The sequence below is a fragment of the Pseudomonas sp. NMS19W genome (genome assembly GCF_051554255.1).
GTDB classification, from domain to species: Bacteria; Pseudomonadota; Gammaproteobacteria; order Pseudomonadales; family Pseudomonadaceae; genus Aquipseudomonas; species Aquipseudomonas kribbensis.
The window spans coordinates 930,753-944,711 of record NZ_CP136718.1 but is presented as its reverse complement, the minus strand read 5'-3'; the positions used below and the strand labels follow the sequence as shown (position 1 = coordinate 944,711).

16 protein-coding genes are annotated in these 13,959 nt (G+C 61.1%); 7 read left to right on the top strand and 9 right to left on the bottom strand.

Features of this window, described 5'->3' with window-relative positions; translation table 11 throughout:
* Window positions 1-78 precede the first annotated feature (78 nt).
* From R1A29_RS04150 to R1A29_RS04120, 7 genes are all read right to left on the bottom strand, one after another.
* Window positions 79-1,446, bottom strand: a complete 1,368-nt coding sequence (locus R1A29_RS04150) for a DUF1329 domain-containing protein (RefSeq protein ID WP_413038517.1) — start codon at window positions 1,444-1,446, stop codon at window positions 79-81.
* A 23-nt stretch (window positions 1,447-1,469) separates the two neighbouring features.
* The gene (locus R1A29_RS04145; protein WP_265812292.1) at window positions 1,470-3,263 is read right to left on the bottom strand and encodes a DUF1302 domain-containing protein; all 1,794 of its coding nucleotides are present in this window, start codon (window positions 3,261-3,263) and stop codon (window positions 1,470-1,472) included.
* A gap of 533 nt (window positions 3,264-3,796) precedes the next feature.
* Window positions 3,797-4,708: an SDR family oxidoreductase gene (locus R1A29_RS04140; RefSeq protein WP_438300727.1), complete on the bottom strand. Its 912-nt coding sequence runs from the start codon at window positions 4,706-4,708 to the stop codon at window positions 3,797-3,799.
* Window positions 4,709-4,860: 152 nt separating this feature from the next.
* Window positions 4,861-5,763, bottom strand: a complete 903-nt coding sequence (locus R1A29_RS04135; RefSeq protein ID WP_265812294.1) for an alpha/beta fold hydrolase — start codon at window positions 5,761-5,763, stop codon at window positions 4,861-4,863.
* The gene (locus R1A29_RS04130; protein ID WP_438300726.1) at window positions 5,763-6,545 is read right to left on the bottom strand and encodes a class II aldolase/adducin family protein; all 783 of its coding nucleotides are present in this window, start codon (window positions 6,543-6,545) and stop codon (window positions 5,763-5,765) included. The genes R1A29_RS04135 and R1A29_RS04130 overlap by 1 nt, the downstream gene beginning before the upstream one ends.
* 131 nt (window positions 6,546-6,676) lie before the next feature.
* Entirely contained in the window at window positions 6,677-7,363 is a 687-nt protein-coding gene (locus tag R1A29_RS04125; protein ID WP_438300725.1) for an LrgB family protein, read from the bottom strand.
* Window positions 7,353-7,739, bottom strand: coding sequence for a CidA/LrgA family protein (locus R1A29_RS04120; protein ID WP_438300724.1), 387 nt, complete (start codon window positions 7,737-7,739; stop codon window positions 7,353-7,355). The genes R1A29_RS04125 and R1A29_RS04120 overlap by 11 nt, the downstream gene beginning before the upstream one ends.
* 95 nt (window positions 7,740-7,834) lie before the next feature.
* On the opposite strand from R1A29_RS04120, the gene R1A29_RS04115 reads away from it, so the two are divergent.
* Window positions 7,835-8,722, top strand: a complete 888-nt coding sequence (locus R1A29_RS04115; protein WP_438300723.1) for a LysR family transcriptional regulator — start codon at window positions 7,835-7,837, stop codon at window positions 8,720-8,722.
* On the opposite strand, the gene R1A29_RS04110 is transcribed toward R1A29_RS04115, so the two are convergent.
* Complete coding sequence (locus R1A29_RS04110; RefSeq protein WP_408986652.1) at window positions 8,712-9,167, bottom strand: flavodoxin; 456 nt, start codon at window positions 9,165-9,167, stop codon at window positions 8,712-8,714. The genes R1A29_RS04115 and R1A29_RS04110 overlap by 11 nt on opposite strands.
* Window positions 9,168-9,317: 150 nt before the next feature.
* Here R1A29_RS04110 and R1A29_RS04105 point away from each other — a divergent pair, with 150 nt between their 5' ends.
* Window positions 9,318-9,794 (top strand): PAS domain-containing protein, encoded by a 477-nt coding sequence (locus R1A29_RS04105; protein WP_438300722.1) that lies wholly within the window; start codon window positions 9,318-9,320, stop codon window positions 9,792-9,794.
* Window positions 9,795-9,848: 54 nt separating this feature from the next.
* Window positions 9,849-10,454, top strand: a complete 606-nt coding sequence (locus R1A29_RS04100) for a hypothetical protein (protein ID WP_114881443.1) — start codon at window positions 9,849-9,851, stop codon at window positions 10,452-10,454.
* Between the two features lie 3 nt (window positions 10,455-10,457).
* Here R1A29_RS04100 and R1A29_RS04095 read toward each other — a convergent pair whose 3' ends face one another.
* Window positions 10,458-11,417 carry a MerR family transcriptional regulator gene (locus R1A29_RS04095; RefSeq protein WP_438302006.1) on the bottom strand — a complete coding sequence of 320 codons (960 nt, stop codon included), beginning with the start codon at window positions 11,415-11,417 and terminating at the stop codon, window positions 10,458-10,460.
* 213 nt (window positions 11,418-11,630) lie between these two features.
* On the opposite strand from R1A29_RS04095, the gene R1A29_RS04090 reads away from it, so the two are divergent.
* Genes R1A29_RS04090 through folX form a run of 4 tightly spaced genes read left to right on the top strand, consistent with a single transcriptional unit; the run spans window position 11,631 to window position 13,922 of the window.
* A complete protein-coding gene (locus R1A29_RS04090) occupies window positions 11,631-12,200 on the top strand; it encodes an antibiotic biosynthesis monooxygenase (protein WP_438300721.1) in 570 nt (189 codons plus the stop codon).
* Window positions 12,201-12,256: 56 nt separating this feature from the next.
* Entirely contained in the window at window positions 12,257-12,967 is a 711-nt protein-coding gene (folM, locus tag R1A29_RS04085; RefSeq protein WP_438300720.1) for a dihydromonapterin reductase, read from the top strand.
* A 22-nt stretch (window positions 12,968-12,989) separates the two neighbouring features.
* Complete coding sequence (gene folE / locus R1A29_RS04080) at window positions 12,990-13,550, top strand: GTP cyclohydrolase I FolE (protein ID WP_085711759.1); 561 nt, start codon at window positions 12,990-12,992, stop codon at window positions 13,548-13,550.
* Window positions 13,551-13,922, top strand: a complete 372-nt coding sequence (gene folX / locus R1A29_RS04075; protein WP_007957207.1) for a dihydroneopterin triphosphate 2'-epimerase — start codon at window positions 13,551-13,553, stop codon at window positions 13,920-13,922.
* Window positions 13,923-13,959 lie beyond the last annotated feature (37 nt).

The following is a 13,959-nucleotide window of genomic DNA, read 5'->3' as shown; positions in this document are numbered from 1 at the left end:
AGTATTCAGGTCGCTGATTGCGGCCCATAAAAAAGGCGACCGCCCGGTCGCCTTTTGTCCCACGAGTGTATCGATCCCTTACCGGACACCCTCGGCACGCAGGGCGGATGGGGTGAAGTCGGCGACCTTGGCTTCAAAGCCGAATTCGAAGCTGTGCTTCTCCTCGTTCTTCATGCCCAGGGCGATGTAGCGACCGGCGATGATGTCGTAGAGCGCTTCCAGGGTGTAGGCCTGGGCCTGGTGATCGTAGTAGTACTGGGCATGCCCTTCGGCCACGCGCCAAAGCTGCCCGCGACCGTCATAGTGATCGACCAGTGCCACCTGCCAGCTGTCCTCGTCGATATACATATGGCGCTTGGCGTAGATGTGGCGCTCGCTCGGCTTGACCGTACCGATCACCTCCCAGACGCGATGCAATTCATAACGGGTCAGGTCCTGATTGATGTGCCCGGCCTTGACGATATCGTCGTACTTGAGCTTCGGCGAATCGAGTTTGTAGCTGTTATACGGAATGTACATTTCCTTCTTGCCGATCAGCTTCCAGTCATAACGATCGGGCGCGCCGGAGAACATGTCGAAGTTGTCCGAAGTCCGCAGGCCATCGGCCGCAGTGCCAGGCCCGTCATACGCCACTTGCGGCGCACGGCGAACCCGACGCTGCCCGGCGTTGTAGATCCACGCCAGACGCGGCTCCTTCACCTGGTCGAGGGTTTCGTGCACCAGCAGCACATTGCCGGCCAGGCGCGCCGGCGCGGTCACTGACTGTTTGAAGAAGGTCAGCACGTTGGCTGCCTGCTGCGGGTCCAGATCCTTCATCAACTGCGGCACGGCGATCTCTTCCTCGAAGCGGATCGGCGTGTAGCTGCCATTGGTCTGCGGTGTCACCTGGGTAATGATCCGCCGCAGATTGCCGCCGTGATAACGGGTGATGTGATTCCAAAGCACCTCGACGCCGTTCTTCGGAATCGGAAAGGCGTAGTAGCGATTGCCGGTGAAATTGGCCAGTCCGTTGCCGTCGTTGATCGTGGTCACGTTCAACGCGCTGCGCTTGGCCGATTCGTAGATTTCCGGTGGCACGGCGACGGTGCGGTGGGTCGGGTAGACCGGAATTTTGTAGGTTTCCGGGTAGCGTTTGAACATCGCCACCTGCCCCTCGGAGAGTTTGGCCTTGTACTGATCGACGTTGGCGGCGGTGATGGTGAACAGCGGTTTTTCATTGGCGAACGGGTCGGCAAGAAAGCCCTTGCTGTCCACCGCCCCGGCGTTTTTCGGAATGCCGCCGGTCCAGGCCGGAATCGAACCGTCGGCGTTACCGGCCTTCTCGGCGCCGAGTGGCGTCAGGCTGGTGCCGAGCTTGTCGGCCTCTTGCGGCGACACCGCCGCGATCACGTTGGCAGCCAACAGGCTCAGGGCCAGGACACCGCATTGCAGAATCATCTTGCGCATGGATTTCATCCTTCTCGGGCAGATCAGAAGTTCACGCCGAAGCTCAGGGCCACGAAGTCACGGTCAGTGAGGACGTTGTAATCGCCGCCAAAAAAATCGGTGTAACTGAGGCTGGCGGTGTAGGTGTTGCGGTAGTCGGCATCGACGCCGACGCTGATGGCCTTGGCGCCTTCGTTGAACAGCCCGTTGGGGCCGTAACCGGAAACGTCATGGGACCAGGACAGGTTGGGCTTGAGGTTGATCCCGCCGATCACGTTGGCGTAATCGAGGATGGCCCGGGCGCGGTAACCCCAGGAGGTCGACGTGACGAAACCGCCGGTGTCACCGCCGAAACCGTACTGGCCGTACACCGAATCGCGGCCGTAACGCAGCTTGCTGCGCGACTCCAGTCCGCCGACCCGCACCACCGCCGCCTCGCCGACCACCGTCAGGCGTTCGGCACCCAGCACCTGATCGAAGAAGTGCGTGAGGGTGCTCTGCAGCTGCGTCACTTCCTTGCGCCGGTAGCCTTTGTTGTCGGCGCCAGGTGAAGTGGTCAGTGGCGACGCCGCACCGCCGGCAATCGGGTTGAGCAGTGCCAGCGTCAAGTCGTTGGTGTTGACCTGCACCGGGGCGTTGGGCCGGTAGCTGAGCTCACCGGTCCACGCGGTGCCGGTAGGCAGGGTGGTGGCGAAGCTTGCGCCATACAGGCGGATGTCCTCCGGGTATTCGAGGTAGTACTGACCACGCCCGAGCATCACGCTTTGCGCCAGCCCGGAACCGCTGCCGGGGGCCAGGCGGTTGGCGGTGCTGACCATCCCCGGCAGGGCCGACAGGGTCGACAGCCCGGCGGTGGTGGTGCCGACCGTAGGTGTGCGGCTGTGGTAATTCATGAAGTACAGGCCATATTCGGTATCGTCGCCGAGCCAGCGCAACGCCGTCCCCCACTGCCCGGAATCCCGCGCATCGCGGTCACCGCCACGGGGCACGACCACGCCTTCGCGAGTGACCTGGATGGGTTGCCCGAAGGCAGCGGCCAGCGGCGCCAGCGGAGCAATCGCCGGACTGCCGACGGTGTAACCGTTGTTGCAACCATCCGCCGCCACGTCGACACCGAAGAAGGTCCCGCAGTTGTCGAGAACGGTCTGATCCCATTCCAGTTGATAGAAGCCTTCGACCGAGAGCTTGTCCGTCAGGCTTTGCGAGCCGAACAGCATGTTCACCGGAATCAGGCCTTCCTTGATCTCCGCGCCGGGCCGGCGAAACGCCGAGACGTCGATCGGGTTGATGCTGTTGATCGAGTTGCCGATGAAGGTACTTTCACCCCAGCTCACCACCTGCTTGCCGGCGCGCACGGTGCCCGGCAGATCGGCGATGGAGTAGTTGTGATAGACGAACGCATCGAGAATCTGCCCGCCGGAAGACTTGGCGCCCTCCTTGCGACCCTTGTCGCTGATCGGCTTGAACTCGCGGTCTTCATCCTTGAGTTCGAAGTCGTACCAGTACTTGCCGCGCACGAACACACCGGTGTCGCCGTACTTCAATTCAAGGTCGTGGATGCCCTTGAAGATCTTGGAAAAGGTCTCGCCCTTCTTGAAGTTCAAGCGCCCGTCATCACCGGTCGAAGACTGGCCCGTCCCGCCATTGACCGTGCCGACCAGCGACTTGTCGGCATCGCGCATGCCCCAGCTCGCGCCGACCGACAGCGACGAGTCGAACGTGCCTTCGATTTCGCCGATGTTGAAATCCACGGCATGGGCCTGGGCCCAGCAACCCAAGGCGACCGCAGCGGCCAGCGCCTGCGGTTTGAAGATGGCGCGCATTGTTGTTTTTGTCATGCGTCTTCCCCGGTGAGTGACAGAAGGCCCCACCCTACTGCCGCCACACGGGGACGATAAGCGCACCAAGGAGGTATTCGCGCTGTCGCTCGAAAGGATGAATCCCCGCCTGGGACAAGGCTTTGCGCACGCCATGAACAGGCTGGATGGGCCACTATCAACGCAACGGATGATGGCCCTTCGAATCACCGCACTGTTACATGCCCCGTAACAGTGCATGTCCGGAATCGCTATTTTTCCTTTGGCCTCAGGCGCTTATTCTGAACGGGCTTTCACGGCAGCCCCGCCACGAAGCAAAAAGTCCGCGACCGAGTCGTCGGCAACCGATTTCTGATGGACCGAAGCGTTTTTCGCTCCATCGCCCAGGTGTTCACTGACGTTGATTTGTAGCTCCTTGATCCAACGTCTTACCTTGGCCGCTGCGTTTGCAGCGGCCTTTTTTATGGGCGGTGTTTTTTGCAGGAACTCTAAGGCGAGGATGTTTGGCGGGAGCGGCAGGACCCGGACGAGTCCTGCCAGACGATGCAAAGGTGTCAGAGCGAATACTTTTGCAGATTCGCCATCATTTCTTTCAGCGCCTCGATATTGTCCTTCGGATGCACTGCGCCTTCGAAATCACAGATCTGCTGCCAGTGCGCCGCGACGTCTTCCGGGGAAAACCCGACGCGAGGATCGAACCCGGCCCCCAGACTCCGCTCCCAGCGCACCTTGCCCATCCAGCCGCCGCCGACTTCGAACAGTCCCGAGGTTTCCTGGCATTGTTCGCTGGCCAGGTACACCACCAGCGGGCTGACCAGTTCCGGTTTGAGCTGTTCGAACACTTGCGGCGGGATCAGGCCTTCGGTCATGCGCGTGCCGCCAGTGGGGGCGATGGCGTTGACCAGGATGTTGTTCTTGCGCCCCTCGATCGCCAGGGTGCGGGTCAGACCGTAAAGACCGAGCTTGGCCATGCCGTAGTTGGACTGGCCGAAATTGCCGTAGATACCGGAGGTCGATGCGGTGAAGATCACCCGGCCGTAGTTCTGCTCGCGCAGGTGTGGCCATGCGGCGCGGGTCACTTTGTAGGCGCCTTCGACGTGGACGCGATAGACCAGATCCCAGTCGGCGTCCTCCATTTTGTGGAAAGTCTTGTCCCGCAGGATGCCGGCGTTGTTGACCACCACATCGACGCGACCGAATACATCGAGGGCGTTCTGCACCAGTTTGCCGCCGTCGGTCACCGAGTCATGGTTGGCTTCGGCAATGCCGCCGGCCTCGCGGATTTCCGCTACCACGCGGTCGGCGGCCGAAGCGTTGGCGCCTTCGCCCTGGGTCGAGCCGCCGAGGTCGTTGACCAGCACTTTGGCGCCCTGTTTGGCGAACAGCAAAGCATGAGCGCGCCCCAGGCCACCACCGGCTCCGGTGACGATCACGACTTTATCTTCGAAACGCACAGACTCATTCATCGAGGCAACTCCAGCAGGCCTGAGGGACAGTGTCCCCGAGTGTCAGGCACAGAGCGTGCGGTCACAACGAACACGGCTGAGGCTGAATGGTGCGCGATAAGGCTGGGGGATGATGAAACCGTGCAGAGGCGCAACGCGCCCCCGCCCGACGATCAGGAGCACGCCACCTTGCGCGGCGGCAGCACGAAGTGATCACGAAATTCCAGGTAGTGCTTGAGCACCTGCACCGGCGCTTCGCTTTGCGGGTAATGACCGATGCCCGGCAGCAGCACGGTGTCTGCGTCGGGAATCAACTCGCGATAACGCTCGACCATGTGTGCGCCGGAGATCGGATCGACTTCGCCATCGATCACCCGCAGCGGCACCTCGCCACGCTGCATCGCCGCGACCCAACGATCACGCTGCACCCGGCGTTCCGGAATGTAGGTGATCAGCTTGTGCATGATGCGCGGCCCGCGATTGCATTCGACCAGGCTCCAGAAGTCGTCCATTTCACTTTCACTGGGCCGGGTGTCCGGGCCGAAGATCTGCCGGAAGCTTTTCACCAGGGCATCGCGGGTAAACGCTCGGCCGATCATCCAGCCCAGCGGGCTGAGCAACAGTTTTTGCGCCAGCAGCGGACGATGGGTTTCCGGGAACAGACCACCGTTGAGGAACACACAACTGGCGACTTCGATCTTCTCTTCGTAATGCCGGGCCAGCAGTTCCTGGGCAACGCTGTCGCCGTAGTCATGGGCCAGGAGATGCACCGGTTGCTCGACTTGAAGATGCGCGAGCAAGGCCTGTTGCAGATCGGCTTGCTCCAGCAGGCTGTAGGTGTGGTTCAGCGGTTTGGCCGAGTCGCCGAAGCCGAGCATGTCGCAGGCGATCACCCGAAAGCGCTGGGCCAGCGGCTGCCAGAGGTAATGCCAGTCCCAACTGGCCGTCGGGAAGCCGTGGATCAGCAGCAACGGTTCGCCCTGCCCGGCCGTCCAGTAACGGATCGGCTGGCCACGAAAGACAAACGACTGGCTGCGTTTGCGCCAGGCACTCAGAGGAATCTCGGCGAGAGGCATTAGAGTTTATACCCCGGGTCTTGTTTATCGAGTTTGCGCAGCAGCGCCGGCCAGGCCAGCGCGCCGCCCATGCCTTGAGCACTTTTGGTGACGCCGGCAATCATTGCTTTAGCGCCCGCCAGAATCTGCGGTTCGATGGCGATCAGTTCGGCACCGCCGGTCTGCGCCATGACCTGAATGTCACAGGCACGCTGGAAGGTGAACATCATCAGGAACGTGTCGGCGATGGTGCCACCGCAGGTCAGCAGACCGTGGTTGTGCAGCATCAGGAAATTGTTTTCGCCAAGGTCAGCCTGCAACCGGGCCTTCTCTTCGTGGTTGAGTGCTACGCCTTCATAGGCGTGAAAGGCCAGGCTCGACAGCACGAACAACGATTGCTGACTGATCGGCAGCACGCCCTGCTTCTGCGCCGACACCGCAACACCGGATGCCGTGTGGGTATGCAGCACGCAGGTCACATCATGGCGCACTTCGTGGACGGCGCTGTGGATGGTGTAGCCGGCAGGGTTGATCTCGTAGGGGCTGTCCATGAGTTTGTTTCCGGCCTGGTCGACCTTCACCAGGCTGGACGCGGTGATCTCATGGAACATCATCCCGAACGGATTGATCAGAAAATCTTCGGTGCCCGGCACCTTGGCCGAGATGTGGGTGAAGATCAAATCGTCCCAGCCATGCAGGGCGACCAGTCGATAGCAGGCGGCGAGATCGACCCGGGTCTGCCACTCCGCGGCGCTGACCTGATCTTTGACATTCAAGGAAGAAGGGACGGGGGCTACGCTCACTGTATGCACCTCTGTTTTTGTTTTTTTCGGCAGGTGTCAGCAGTCTAGTCAGCCCCGGGGTTTCGCGTAGTTGCATTGGCAGCCAGCTTGATGACTGAGCGAGTCAGCTGCGCAAACCGCTTGGATCCATGTCAAAGCAACGACGCCAACAAAGGTGCGGCGAACAGATTGAGCAGCCCGGTGAGCACCATCACCAGCCCCGCCACCGAGCCTTCTTCGCCACCCACTTCATGGGCACGACTGACGCCCGCACCATGGGCGCCGACGCCAAACAACGCGCCACGTGCCAGAGCACTGCGCAGCGGCAGCCACTTGAGCAGTACACCACCCAGCATCGCGCCGAAGACCCCGGTGAACATTACGAACACCGCCGTCAATTCAGGCACCCCGCCGAGATCCTGCGCCAGCGGCATGGCAAACGGCGTGGTGATCGAGCGCGGCACCAGCGACAGCGTGACCGAACTGTCCAGCGCCAAAGCCCTGGCCAGACCGAACGAGGTGGCAATCGATGCGGCACTGCCGGCCAGCATGCCCAGCAGCAACGCCGACCAGTGCCGCACCAGCAAACGTCGCTGTTGCCAGATCGGCACTGCAAACGCGACGGTGACCGGCCCGAGCACCAGCATCAGCCAGTGGGTGTTGCTGGAGTACTCGGCATAAGCGGTGTGCATCGGCACCGCGATCGCCAGCAGCAACGCGGGGACCAGAATCAGTGGCGACAGCAAGTAACGCCCGGTCCGGCGATACAGCCAGCGACTGAACAGGTAGGCCAGCAAGGTGAACGCCAGCCAGAACATCGGCATCAGTTCAAGCTTCATGGGACCGCCTCAGGCGCACGGCCAGTTCAACGGTGAACGCCGTCACCAGCATCACCATCAGCGTGCTCGCCGCAATCACCAGCAGAATCCGCCAGCCGTCGTCACGCAACAAGGTGCCGTAATCCAGCAGGCTCATCAGCGCCGGTATGAAAAACAGCAGCATCTCGGCCATCAGCAATCCCGCGCCCATTTGCAGCGCCGCCGGCTTGACCCAGCCGAATGCAAACGCCAGCAGCAACAGCGCCATGCCTATCACCCCGCCGGGGATCGGCCACGCCAGCCACGTCGCCAATTGGCAGCCGAGCAGGTAGAGACCGAGCAGCACGGCCAGTTCGGCCAGCAGGCGAGAGAGATATTTGAGGGTAGAGGGTTTCATCGGTGGGCTCCTTTCAGGTGCCTATTTTACGAACCCGACTGCCATCTCCGAAGCGAATTGTTAGACTCAAAGCCATTCCAATCCGGAATCAGGCCATGGAATTCAAACAGCTCAAAAGCTTCGTCGAAGTCATGCATCAGGGTGGTTTCACCCAAGCGGCGAAAACCCTGCACATCAGTCAGTCCGCCGTGAGCAAGCAGATCGCCCAGCTCGAACAGAGTCTCGGCACCCCGCTGCTCGATCGCCTGGGTTCGCAATTGCGCCTGACCGCCGCCGGCAGCGTGGTGTTGCAACGGGCCGAAGGCATGCTGCGCCTGCGCGATGAATTGCTCACGGAACTGGATGATCTCAGTCATCTGGCGCGGGGCGAGTTGCGCCTCGGTTTGCCCTTGCTGGGCAGCGATGCGCTGTTCGCCGGGCTGTTCGCCGAATACCGACGGCGTTACCCGAACATCAGCGTGCAATTGCTCGAAGGCGGCAGTCGCCATATCGAACAAGCCGTGTTGAGCGGTGAACTGGAGCTGGGTGGCAGTCTGCTGCCGAAGGATCCGCAGTTCGACTTCCAGCCGTTCTGCGATGAGCCGCTCGACGCGCTGCTGCCGGTGGATCACCCGTTGGCGACGAAAGGTGAAATCGGTCTGGAGGAACTGGCCGACACGCCGTTCCTGCTGTATCAGCGCAGTTTCGTGCTCAATGACCGTTTGCTTCAGGCGTGCCAGCAGATGGGCTTCACCCCGAAGGAAGGTGGCCGTAGCGGTCAGGCGGATTTTCTCGCGGCGCTGGTGGCCGCCGGGCAAGGCGTGGTGCTGCTGCCCAGCGTGGTGGCCCGCGGTCTGGTGCGGCCAGGCGTGGTGCGCCTGGCCTTGAACGCGCCGGACTACCTGCGCTGGGACATCGCCTTCATCTGGCGCCGCGGCGCCTATCTGTCGAAGGCGGCGCAGGCCTGGCTCGCACTGCTGCGCGAGCCAGGGATCAGCCCTTGAGCGTGGCGATCAACTGTTCCAGCCAAGGCTCTGCGTCGGTTTCCGGAGTGACGCTTTCGCTGGCGTCGATGCGCAACATGTCCTGCACTTCACGCACGCCCAGCTCACCGAACAGTTCACGCATCTGCTCACCACCGCCGCAGAACGTGTCGCCGTAACTGGCGTCGCCCAAAGCGATCACCGCGCCAGGCAAACCGCGCCAGGCCGCCGGCAACTGGTCGCGAATGCTCGAGTACAGCGGTTGCAGGTTGTCCGGCAACTCGCCCATGCCGGTGGTCGAAGTCACGGCGAGCAAGGCCTCGGGGGCAAAGGCCTGGAGATCGGCGAGGCTGGCGCGCGAGTTGTAGAAGGTTTCAAAACCGGCGGCTTTCAGCAGGCTTTGCGCGTGGCGAGCGACTTCTTCGGCCGTGCCGTACACCGAGCCGGAGAGGATGGCGACTTTCATCAATCTGATCCTGAAACTGAAAAAAAGAGCGGCGATAGTAACAGCCACCGACGCAATGTTGCGATTGGCTCTCGATAAGCGCTGATGGCCAGTAGACAGCGCCGATTGATCTTCTAGAATGCCAGCCACCGAAGCTGAAAGGGTTCACTGATGATCAATGCCAGTCTGCTGCAAATGGTGATCAATGCGTCGAACGATGGAATCGTGGTCGCGGAAAAGGAAGGCGACCAAGACAACATTCTGATCTACGTAAATCCGGCATTCGAAAAAATGACCGGCTATACCAGCGAAGAGATTCTTTATCAGGATTGCCGTTTCCTGCAGGCCGGTGATCGCGACCAGGCCAGCCTGGCGCTGATTCGCGACGTACTGAAAAAGGGTGGATCCTGTCGCGAAGTGCTGCGCAATTACCGCAAGGACGGCACGCCATTCTGGAACGAACTGTCGCTGTCGACGGTAAAAAACGCTGATGATGGACAGACGTACTTCGTCGGCGTGCAAAAGGACGTGACCGTTCAGGTCAAGGCGCAGCAGCGGGTTGCACAGCTGGAGGCCCGGATCGCGGCACTTGAGGCAGAACTCGCAGCTCTGAAAGCGACGAACGGCGCAAACAAAACTGCGAACTAAGTGTCATTAACTACAATCACCAATGACTTTGTAATTATTTATTTCGAGCTAGCCATGCAACGCGACGCCCTCCTGACCCAGGATGAGCTGGACTTCATCCAGACCATGCAACACAACCCGCAGCTCAATGTGCGGGATGCGACGTCGAGCCTGCTGGTCAATGGTGGTTCGCAGATCCGTGATCTGCTCACGCGCCTGGCGGCCCATGAGCAGGTCACCATCCAGGCTAACTTCGAAAACCAGCAGATGACCTTTCCGCTGCATCTGGTGGAAGACGAATTCCATGCCCTGCATTTGCGCCTGGGTGTGCCGAGCATCTACGAAGACGGGCCGATGGTGCGCCCATGGCGTCTGGCCCTTGAAGAACCGGTAGCTCTGGAGAATGCCAAGGGCCAACCGGGGATGCTGTGGGTTCACGAGGTTTCGCATAAAGGCGTGCTGCTGGAAGTGCGCAACAAGACCAAGCCACCAAAGCATTTCGCCCTGTGGTTCAGCCCTTCAGGCTATGAGCGGATTTCCCTGCGCGGCACCTTCGAACGGGAAACCGAAAGCGGTTTCTTCGCCTACGACCTGAGCCAGAGCGATGCCGACGAGACCGAGCGGCTGCGCCAGTTCATCCTTCAGCAACATCGCCTGACCCACCCTGCCCTGCACACCTGAACTTCAGGTATCCAGCGTCCCCGCGAGAAACTGGTTCAGACGCTGGCGCATGGTTGCCCCTTCGTTGCCCAGACAGCCCACCGATGATCCGGCCAGGCTGTCCTGCGCCAGATCCGCTGCATCACCTGCCAGCATCAGCTGACAATCCAGGCTCAGGGCGAGACGATTCAAGCGTCGTGGCAACTCCGCGGTAGGCGCATGATTGGAAAACAGCACCAGCGCCTGAGGCCGGGTCTTTTCACACACCAGCGTCAGCTCATCGAACGGCTGGCCGGTGGTCAGCACCCGAACGCCTGCATCGTTGCCACTGAGAAACAGCGCCGCCACCAGCAATTCGAGCTCACGGCATTGCCCGGCCAGGGCACTGACGATCACTTTGCGTGGCTGCGAGCCTCGCAGCATGACGATGCGTTGCAGCACCCGCGCCCTCAGGAAACCGTCGAGGAACAGCCACTCGCTGGTTTGCCCGAATGAGTCCTGGCGCTGCAACAGCTGCAGCCACAGCGGCATCAGGATGTCCTGGAACACGACAGGCAGCGTGTAGGAAGAGAAAATCTGGCTGTAGACCCGATCCAGCTCCTGGTCATCGAACGAACTGACCGCCCGCTGAACCTGCTCCTGCCATTGCAGGTAGTCAGCCTGCACCAGGTCATCGGGAATGATGTGTGCCAACGCCTTCATCGGCTCGGTCTTGGCCAGGATCCTGCCGACCTTGCTCACCGAGACACCACGATCGATCCAGTCGACGATGCTGCGAACGCGCTCGATATCGGTCATCGAATACAGCCGGTGCCCACTTTCGGTGCGTGTCGGCTGGATCAGACCATAGCGCCGCTCCCATGCGCGCAGCGTGACCGGGTTCACGCCGGTCAGACGCGCCACCTCGCGTATGGGGAAAAGCTCCTCGCGCTCAAGCGCAACAGATGCCTGTGAAGCAGGGCGAACCTCGGTAATGACAGGCATGTGCGCGGACACGTCCATGTTGGCGTAGTTGGATCCCATTCTACCTCTGATGCCCCATTCCGGTTCAAGCGATGAAATGGGACGAAAGTCTCTGGTTTCGTCACAATAATCGGGAATAATCCTTGCTTGTCGAAAAGCGCAGCCCTCTACCCCGGCGCTGTGTCAGGCGAAACTCCTACCCGGAGCGACGCAAATGCAATACGGAGATACACAATGTCTACTTCCCCCGTCACGCTGATGGTCGCCCGTCGCGTCGCCGATGGCCGCTATCAGGACCTGATCGCCTGGCTGCGCGAAGGCGAACAACTGGCCACCGATTTCCCCGGTTATCTTGGCTCCGGCGTCCTGGCTCCGCCTCCCGGCGACAATGAATTCCAGATCATTTTCCGCTTTGTCGACGAACAGACCCTGCACGCCTGGGAGCACTCGGCATCGCGCACCGCGTGGCTGTCCCGTGGCAGTGATCTGTTCGCCCATCCGAAGGAACACCGGGTCAGCGGCATCGAAGGCTGGTTCGGCGCAGCAGGCGTCCGCCCACCACGCTGGAAACAGGCCGTAGCCATCTGGCTGGCGTTCTTTCCGGTGTCGCTGCTGTTCAACTTCGTGCTGGGTCCGCTGCTCGCTGAGATGAGCCTGTTGCCCCGCGTATTCATCAGCACGCTGTGCCTGACACCGTTGATGGTCTATTTCTTCATTCCGCTGTCGACGCGTCTGCTGACCGGCTGGCTCAACGGCGCCCAGGCCCGTCCATTGCCCGGTGCGGCGCCCGCGCAAAATCGCTGAAACCATCGCTCGCGTCGCTGTTATAGTTTTTACACTGACCTCGACGCGAGCCGTTCATGACCCCTTCCACAGCTTCCATTCTCATCACTGGCGCCGGCCAGCGCGTCGGGCTGCATTGCGCGCAGCGGCTGTTGGAAGACGGCCACCGGGTCATCTTCACCTACCGCAGCGAACGCCCGGGGGTGAAAACGTTAAGGGATCTGGGGGCCATCGGTGTATTCGCGGATTTTTCCAGTGAGACCTCGATCCTCGCTTTCATCGCCGAACTGAAAACCCACACCGACAGCCTGCGGGCCATCGTGCACAACGCCTCCGAATGGCTGGCGGAAAACGGCGACGGCGAAGCCGAAGCCTTCACCCGCATGTTCAACATCCACATGCTGGCGCCGTACCTGATCAACCTGCACTGCGCCGATCTGTTGCAACGTTCGAGCCCCGCCGACATCATCCACATCAGCGACGACGTCACGCGCAAGGGCAGCAGCAAACACATCGGCTATTGCGCCAGCAAGGCCGGGCTCGACAGCCTCACACTGTCCTTCGCCGCGCGTTACGCGCCGTCGATCAAGGTCAACGGCATCGCGCCGGCCCTGCTATTGTTCAATCCCGACGACGACGCGGCATACCGCGCCAAGGCGCTGGCCAAGTCCGCGCTGGGCATCGAGCCGGGCAGCGAAGTGATCTATCAGAGCCTGCGTTATCTGCTCGACAACCCTTATGTCACCGGCACCACCCTGACCGTCAACGGCGGGCGGCACGTCAAGTAAAACGCCCCCGCGAGGATGCTCCATGACCCGTTCCCTGCCCGAAAACTACCGCGAGATCCTCATCGGCCTCGGTGAAGATCCCGACCGTGAAGGCTTGCTCGACACGCCGGTGCGCGCGGCCAAGGCCATGCAGTATCTGTGTCACGGCTATGAACAGAGCGTCGACGAGATCGTCAATGGTGCACTGTTTGCTTCCGACAGCGACGAGATGATCATCGTCGCCGACATCGAGCTCTACTCGTTGTGCGAACATCACCTGCTGCCCTTCATCGGCAAGGCCCATGTGGCTTATATTCCGACGGGCAAGGTGCTGGGACTGTCGAAGATCGCACGGCTGGTGGACATGTTCGCCCGCCGCCTGCAGATCCAGGAAAACCTCACTCGGCAGATCGCCGAGGCGGTCCAGCAAGTCACCGATGCCGCCGGTGTCGCGGTGGTTATCGAAGCCCGGCACATGTGCATGATGATGCGCGGTGTCGAGAAACAGAATTCGACCATGAACACCTCGGTCATGCTCGGCGCCTTCCGCGAGTCGAGCAACACCCGCCAGGAGTTCCTGCAATTGATTGGACGGAGCAAGTAAATGCCACAACTTCAACCGGGAATGGCGCGCATCCGGGTCAAGGATCTGCGCCTGCGCACCTTTATCGGGATCAACGAGGACGAAATCCTCAACAAGCAGGATGTGCTGATCAACCTGACCATCCTGTACGCCGCGCAGGAAGCGGTGCGTGACAACGACATCGACCACGCGCTGAACTACCGCACCATCACCAAGGCGATCATCGCCCATGTGGAGGGCAACCGTTTCGCGCTGCTCGAACGCCTGACCCAGGAGTTGCTGGATCTGGTGATGGCCAACGAATCGGTGCTGTACGCCGAGGTCGAGGTCGACAAGCCTCACGCCCTGCGTTTTGCCGAGTCGGTGTCGATCACGCTCGCGGCAAGCCGCTGAGCTTCAAGCTTCGAGCTGCAAGCGGTAAGCTAAGGGC

What these genes read in the sequence shown, in the direction of transcription:
- R1A29_RS04150 (WP_413038517.1), bottom strand. Translation starts at nt 1,446, where the DNA reads ATGCGCAAGATGATTCTGCAATGCGGTGTCCTGGCCCTGAGCCTGTTG.
- folX (WP_007957207.1), top strand. Translation starts at nt 13,551, where the DNA reads ATGCCACAACTTCAACCGGGAATGGCGCGCATCCGGGTCAAGGATCTG.
- R1A29_RS04145 (WP_265812292.1), bottom strand. Translation starts at nt 3,263, where the DNA reads ATGACAAAAACAACAATGCGCGCCATCTTCAAACCGCAGGCGCTGGCC.
- R1A29_RS04100 (WP_114881443.1), top strand. Translation starts at nt 9,849, where the DNA reads ATGCAACGCGACGCCCTCCTGACCCAGGATGAGCTGGACTTCATCCAG.
- R1A29_RS04140 (WP_438300727.1), bottom strand. Translation starts at nt 4,708, where the DNA reads ATGAATGAGTCTGTGCGTTTCGAAGATAAAGTCGTGATCGTCACCGGA.
- R1A29_RS04125 (WP_438300725.1), bottom strand. Translation starts at nt 7,363, where the DNA reads ATGAAGCTTGAACTGATGCCGATGTTCTGGCTGGCGTTCACCTTGCTG.
- R1A29_RS04115 (WP_438300723.1), top strand. Translation starts at nt 7,835, where the DNA reads ATGGAATTCAAACAGCTCAAAAGCTTCGTCGAAGTCATGCATCAGGGT.
- folE (WP_085711759.1), top strand. Translation starts at nt 12,990, where the DNA reads ATGACCCGTTCCCTGCCCGAAAACTACCGCGAGATCCTCATCGGCCTC.
- R1A29_RS04120 (WP_438300724.1), bottom strand. Translation starts at nt 7,739, where the DNA reads ATGAAACCCTCTACCCTCAAATATCTCTCTCGCCTGCTGGCCGAACTG.
- R1A29_RS04090 (WP_438300721.1), top strand. Translation starts at nt 11,631, where the DNA reads ATGTCTACTTCCCCCGTCACGCTGATGGTCGCCCGTCGCGTCGCCGAT.
- R1A29_RS04135 (WP_265812294.1), bottom strand. Translation starts at nt 5,763, where the DNA reads ATGCCTCTCGCCGAGATTCCTCTGAGTGCCTGGCGCAAACGCAGCCAG.
- R1A29_RS04095 (WP_438302006.1), bottom strand. Translation starts at nt 11,417, where the DNA reads ATGCCTGTCATTACCGAGGTTCGCCCTGCTTCACAGGCATCTGTTGCG.
- R1A29_RS04110 (WP_408986652.1), bottom strand. Translation starts at nt 9,167, where the DNA reads ATGAAAGTCGCCATCCTCTCCGGCTCGGTGTACGGCACGGCCGAAGAA.
- R1A29_RS04105 (WP_438300722.1), top strand. Translation starts at nt 9,318, where the DNA reads ATGATCAATGCCAGTCTGCTGCAAATGGTGATCAATGCGTCGAACGAT.
- folM (WP_438300720.1), top strand. Translation starts at nt 12,257, where the DNA reads ATGACCCCTTCCACAGCTTCCATTCTCATCACTGGCGCCGGCCAGCGC.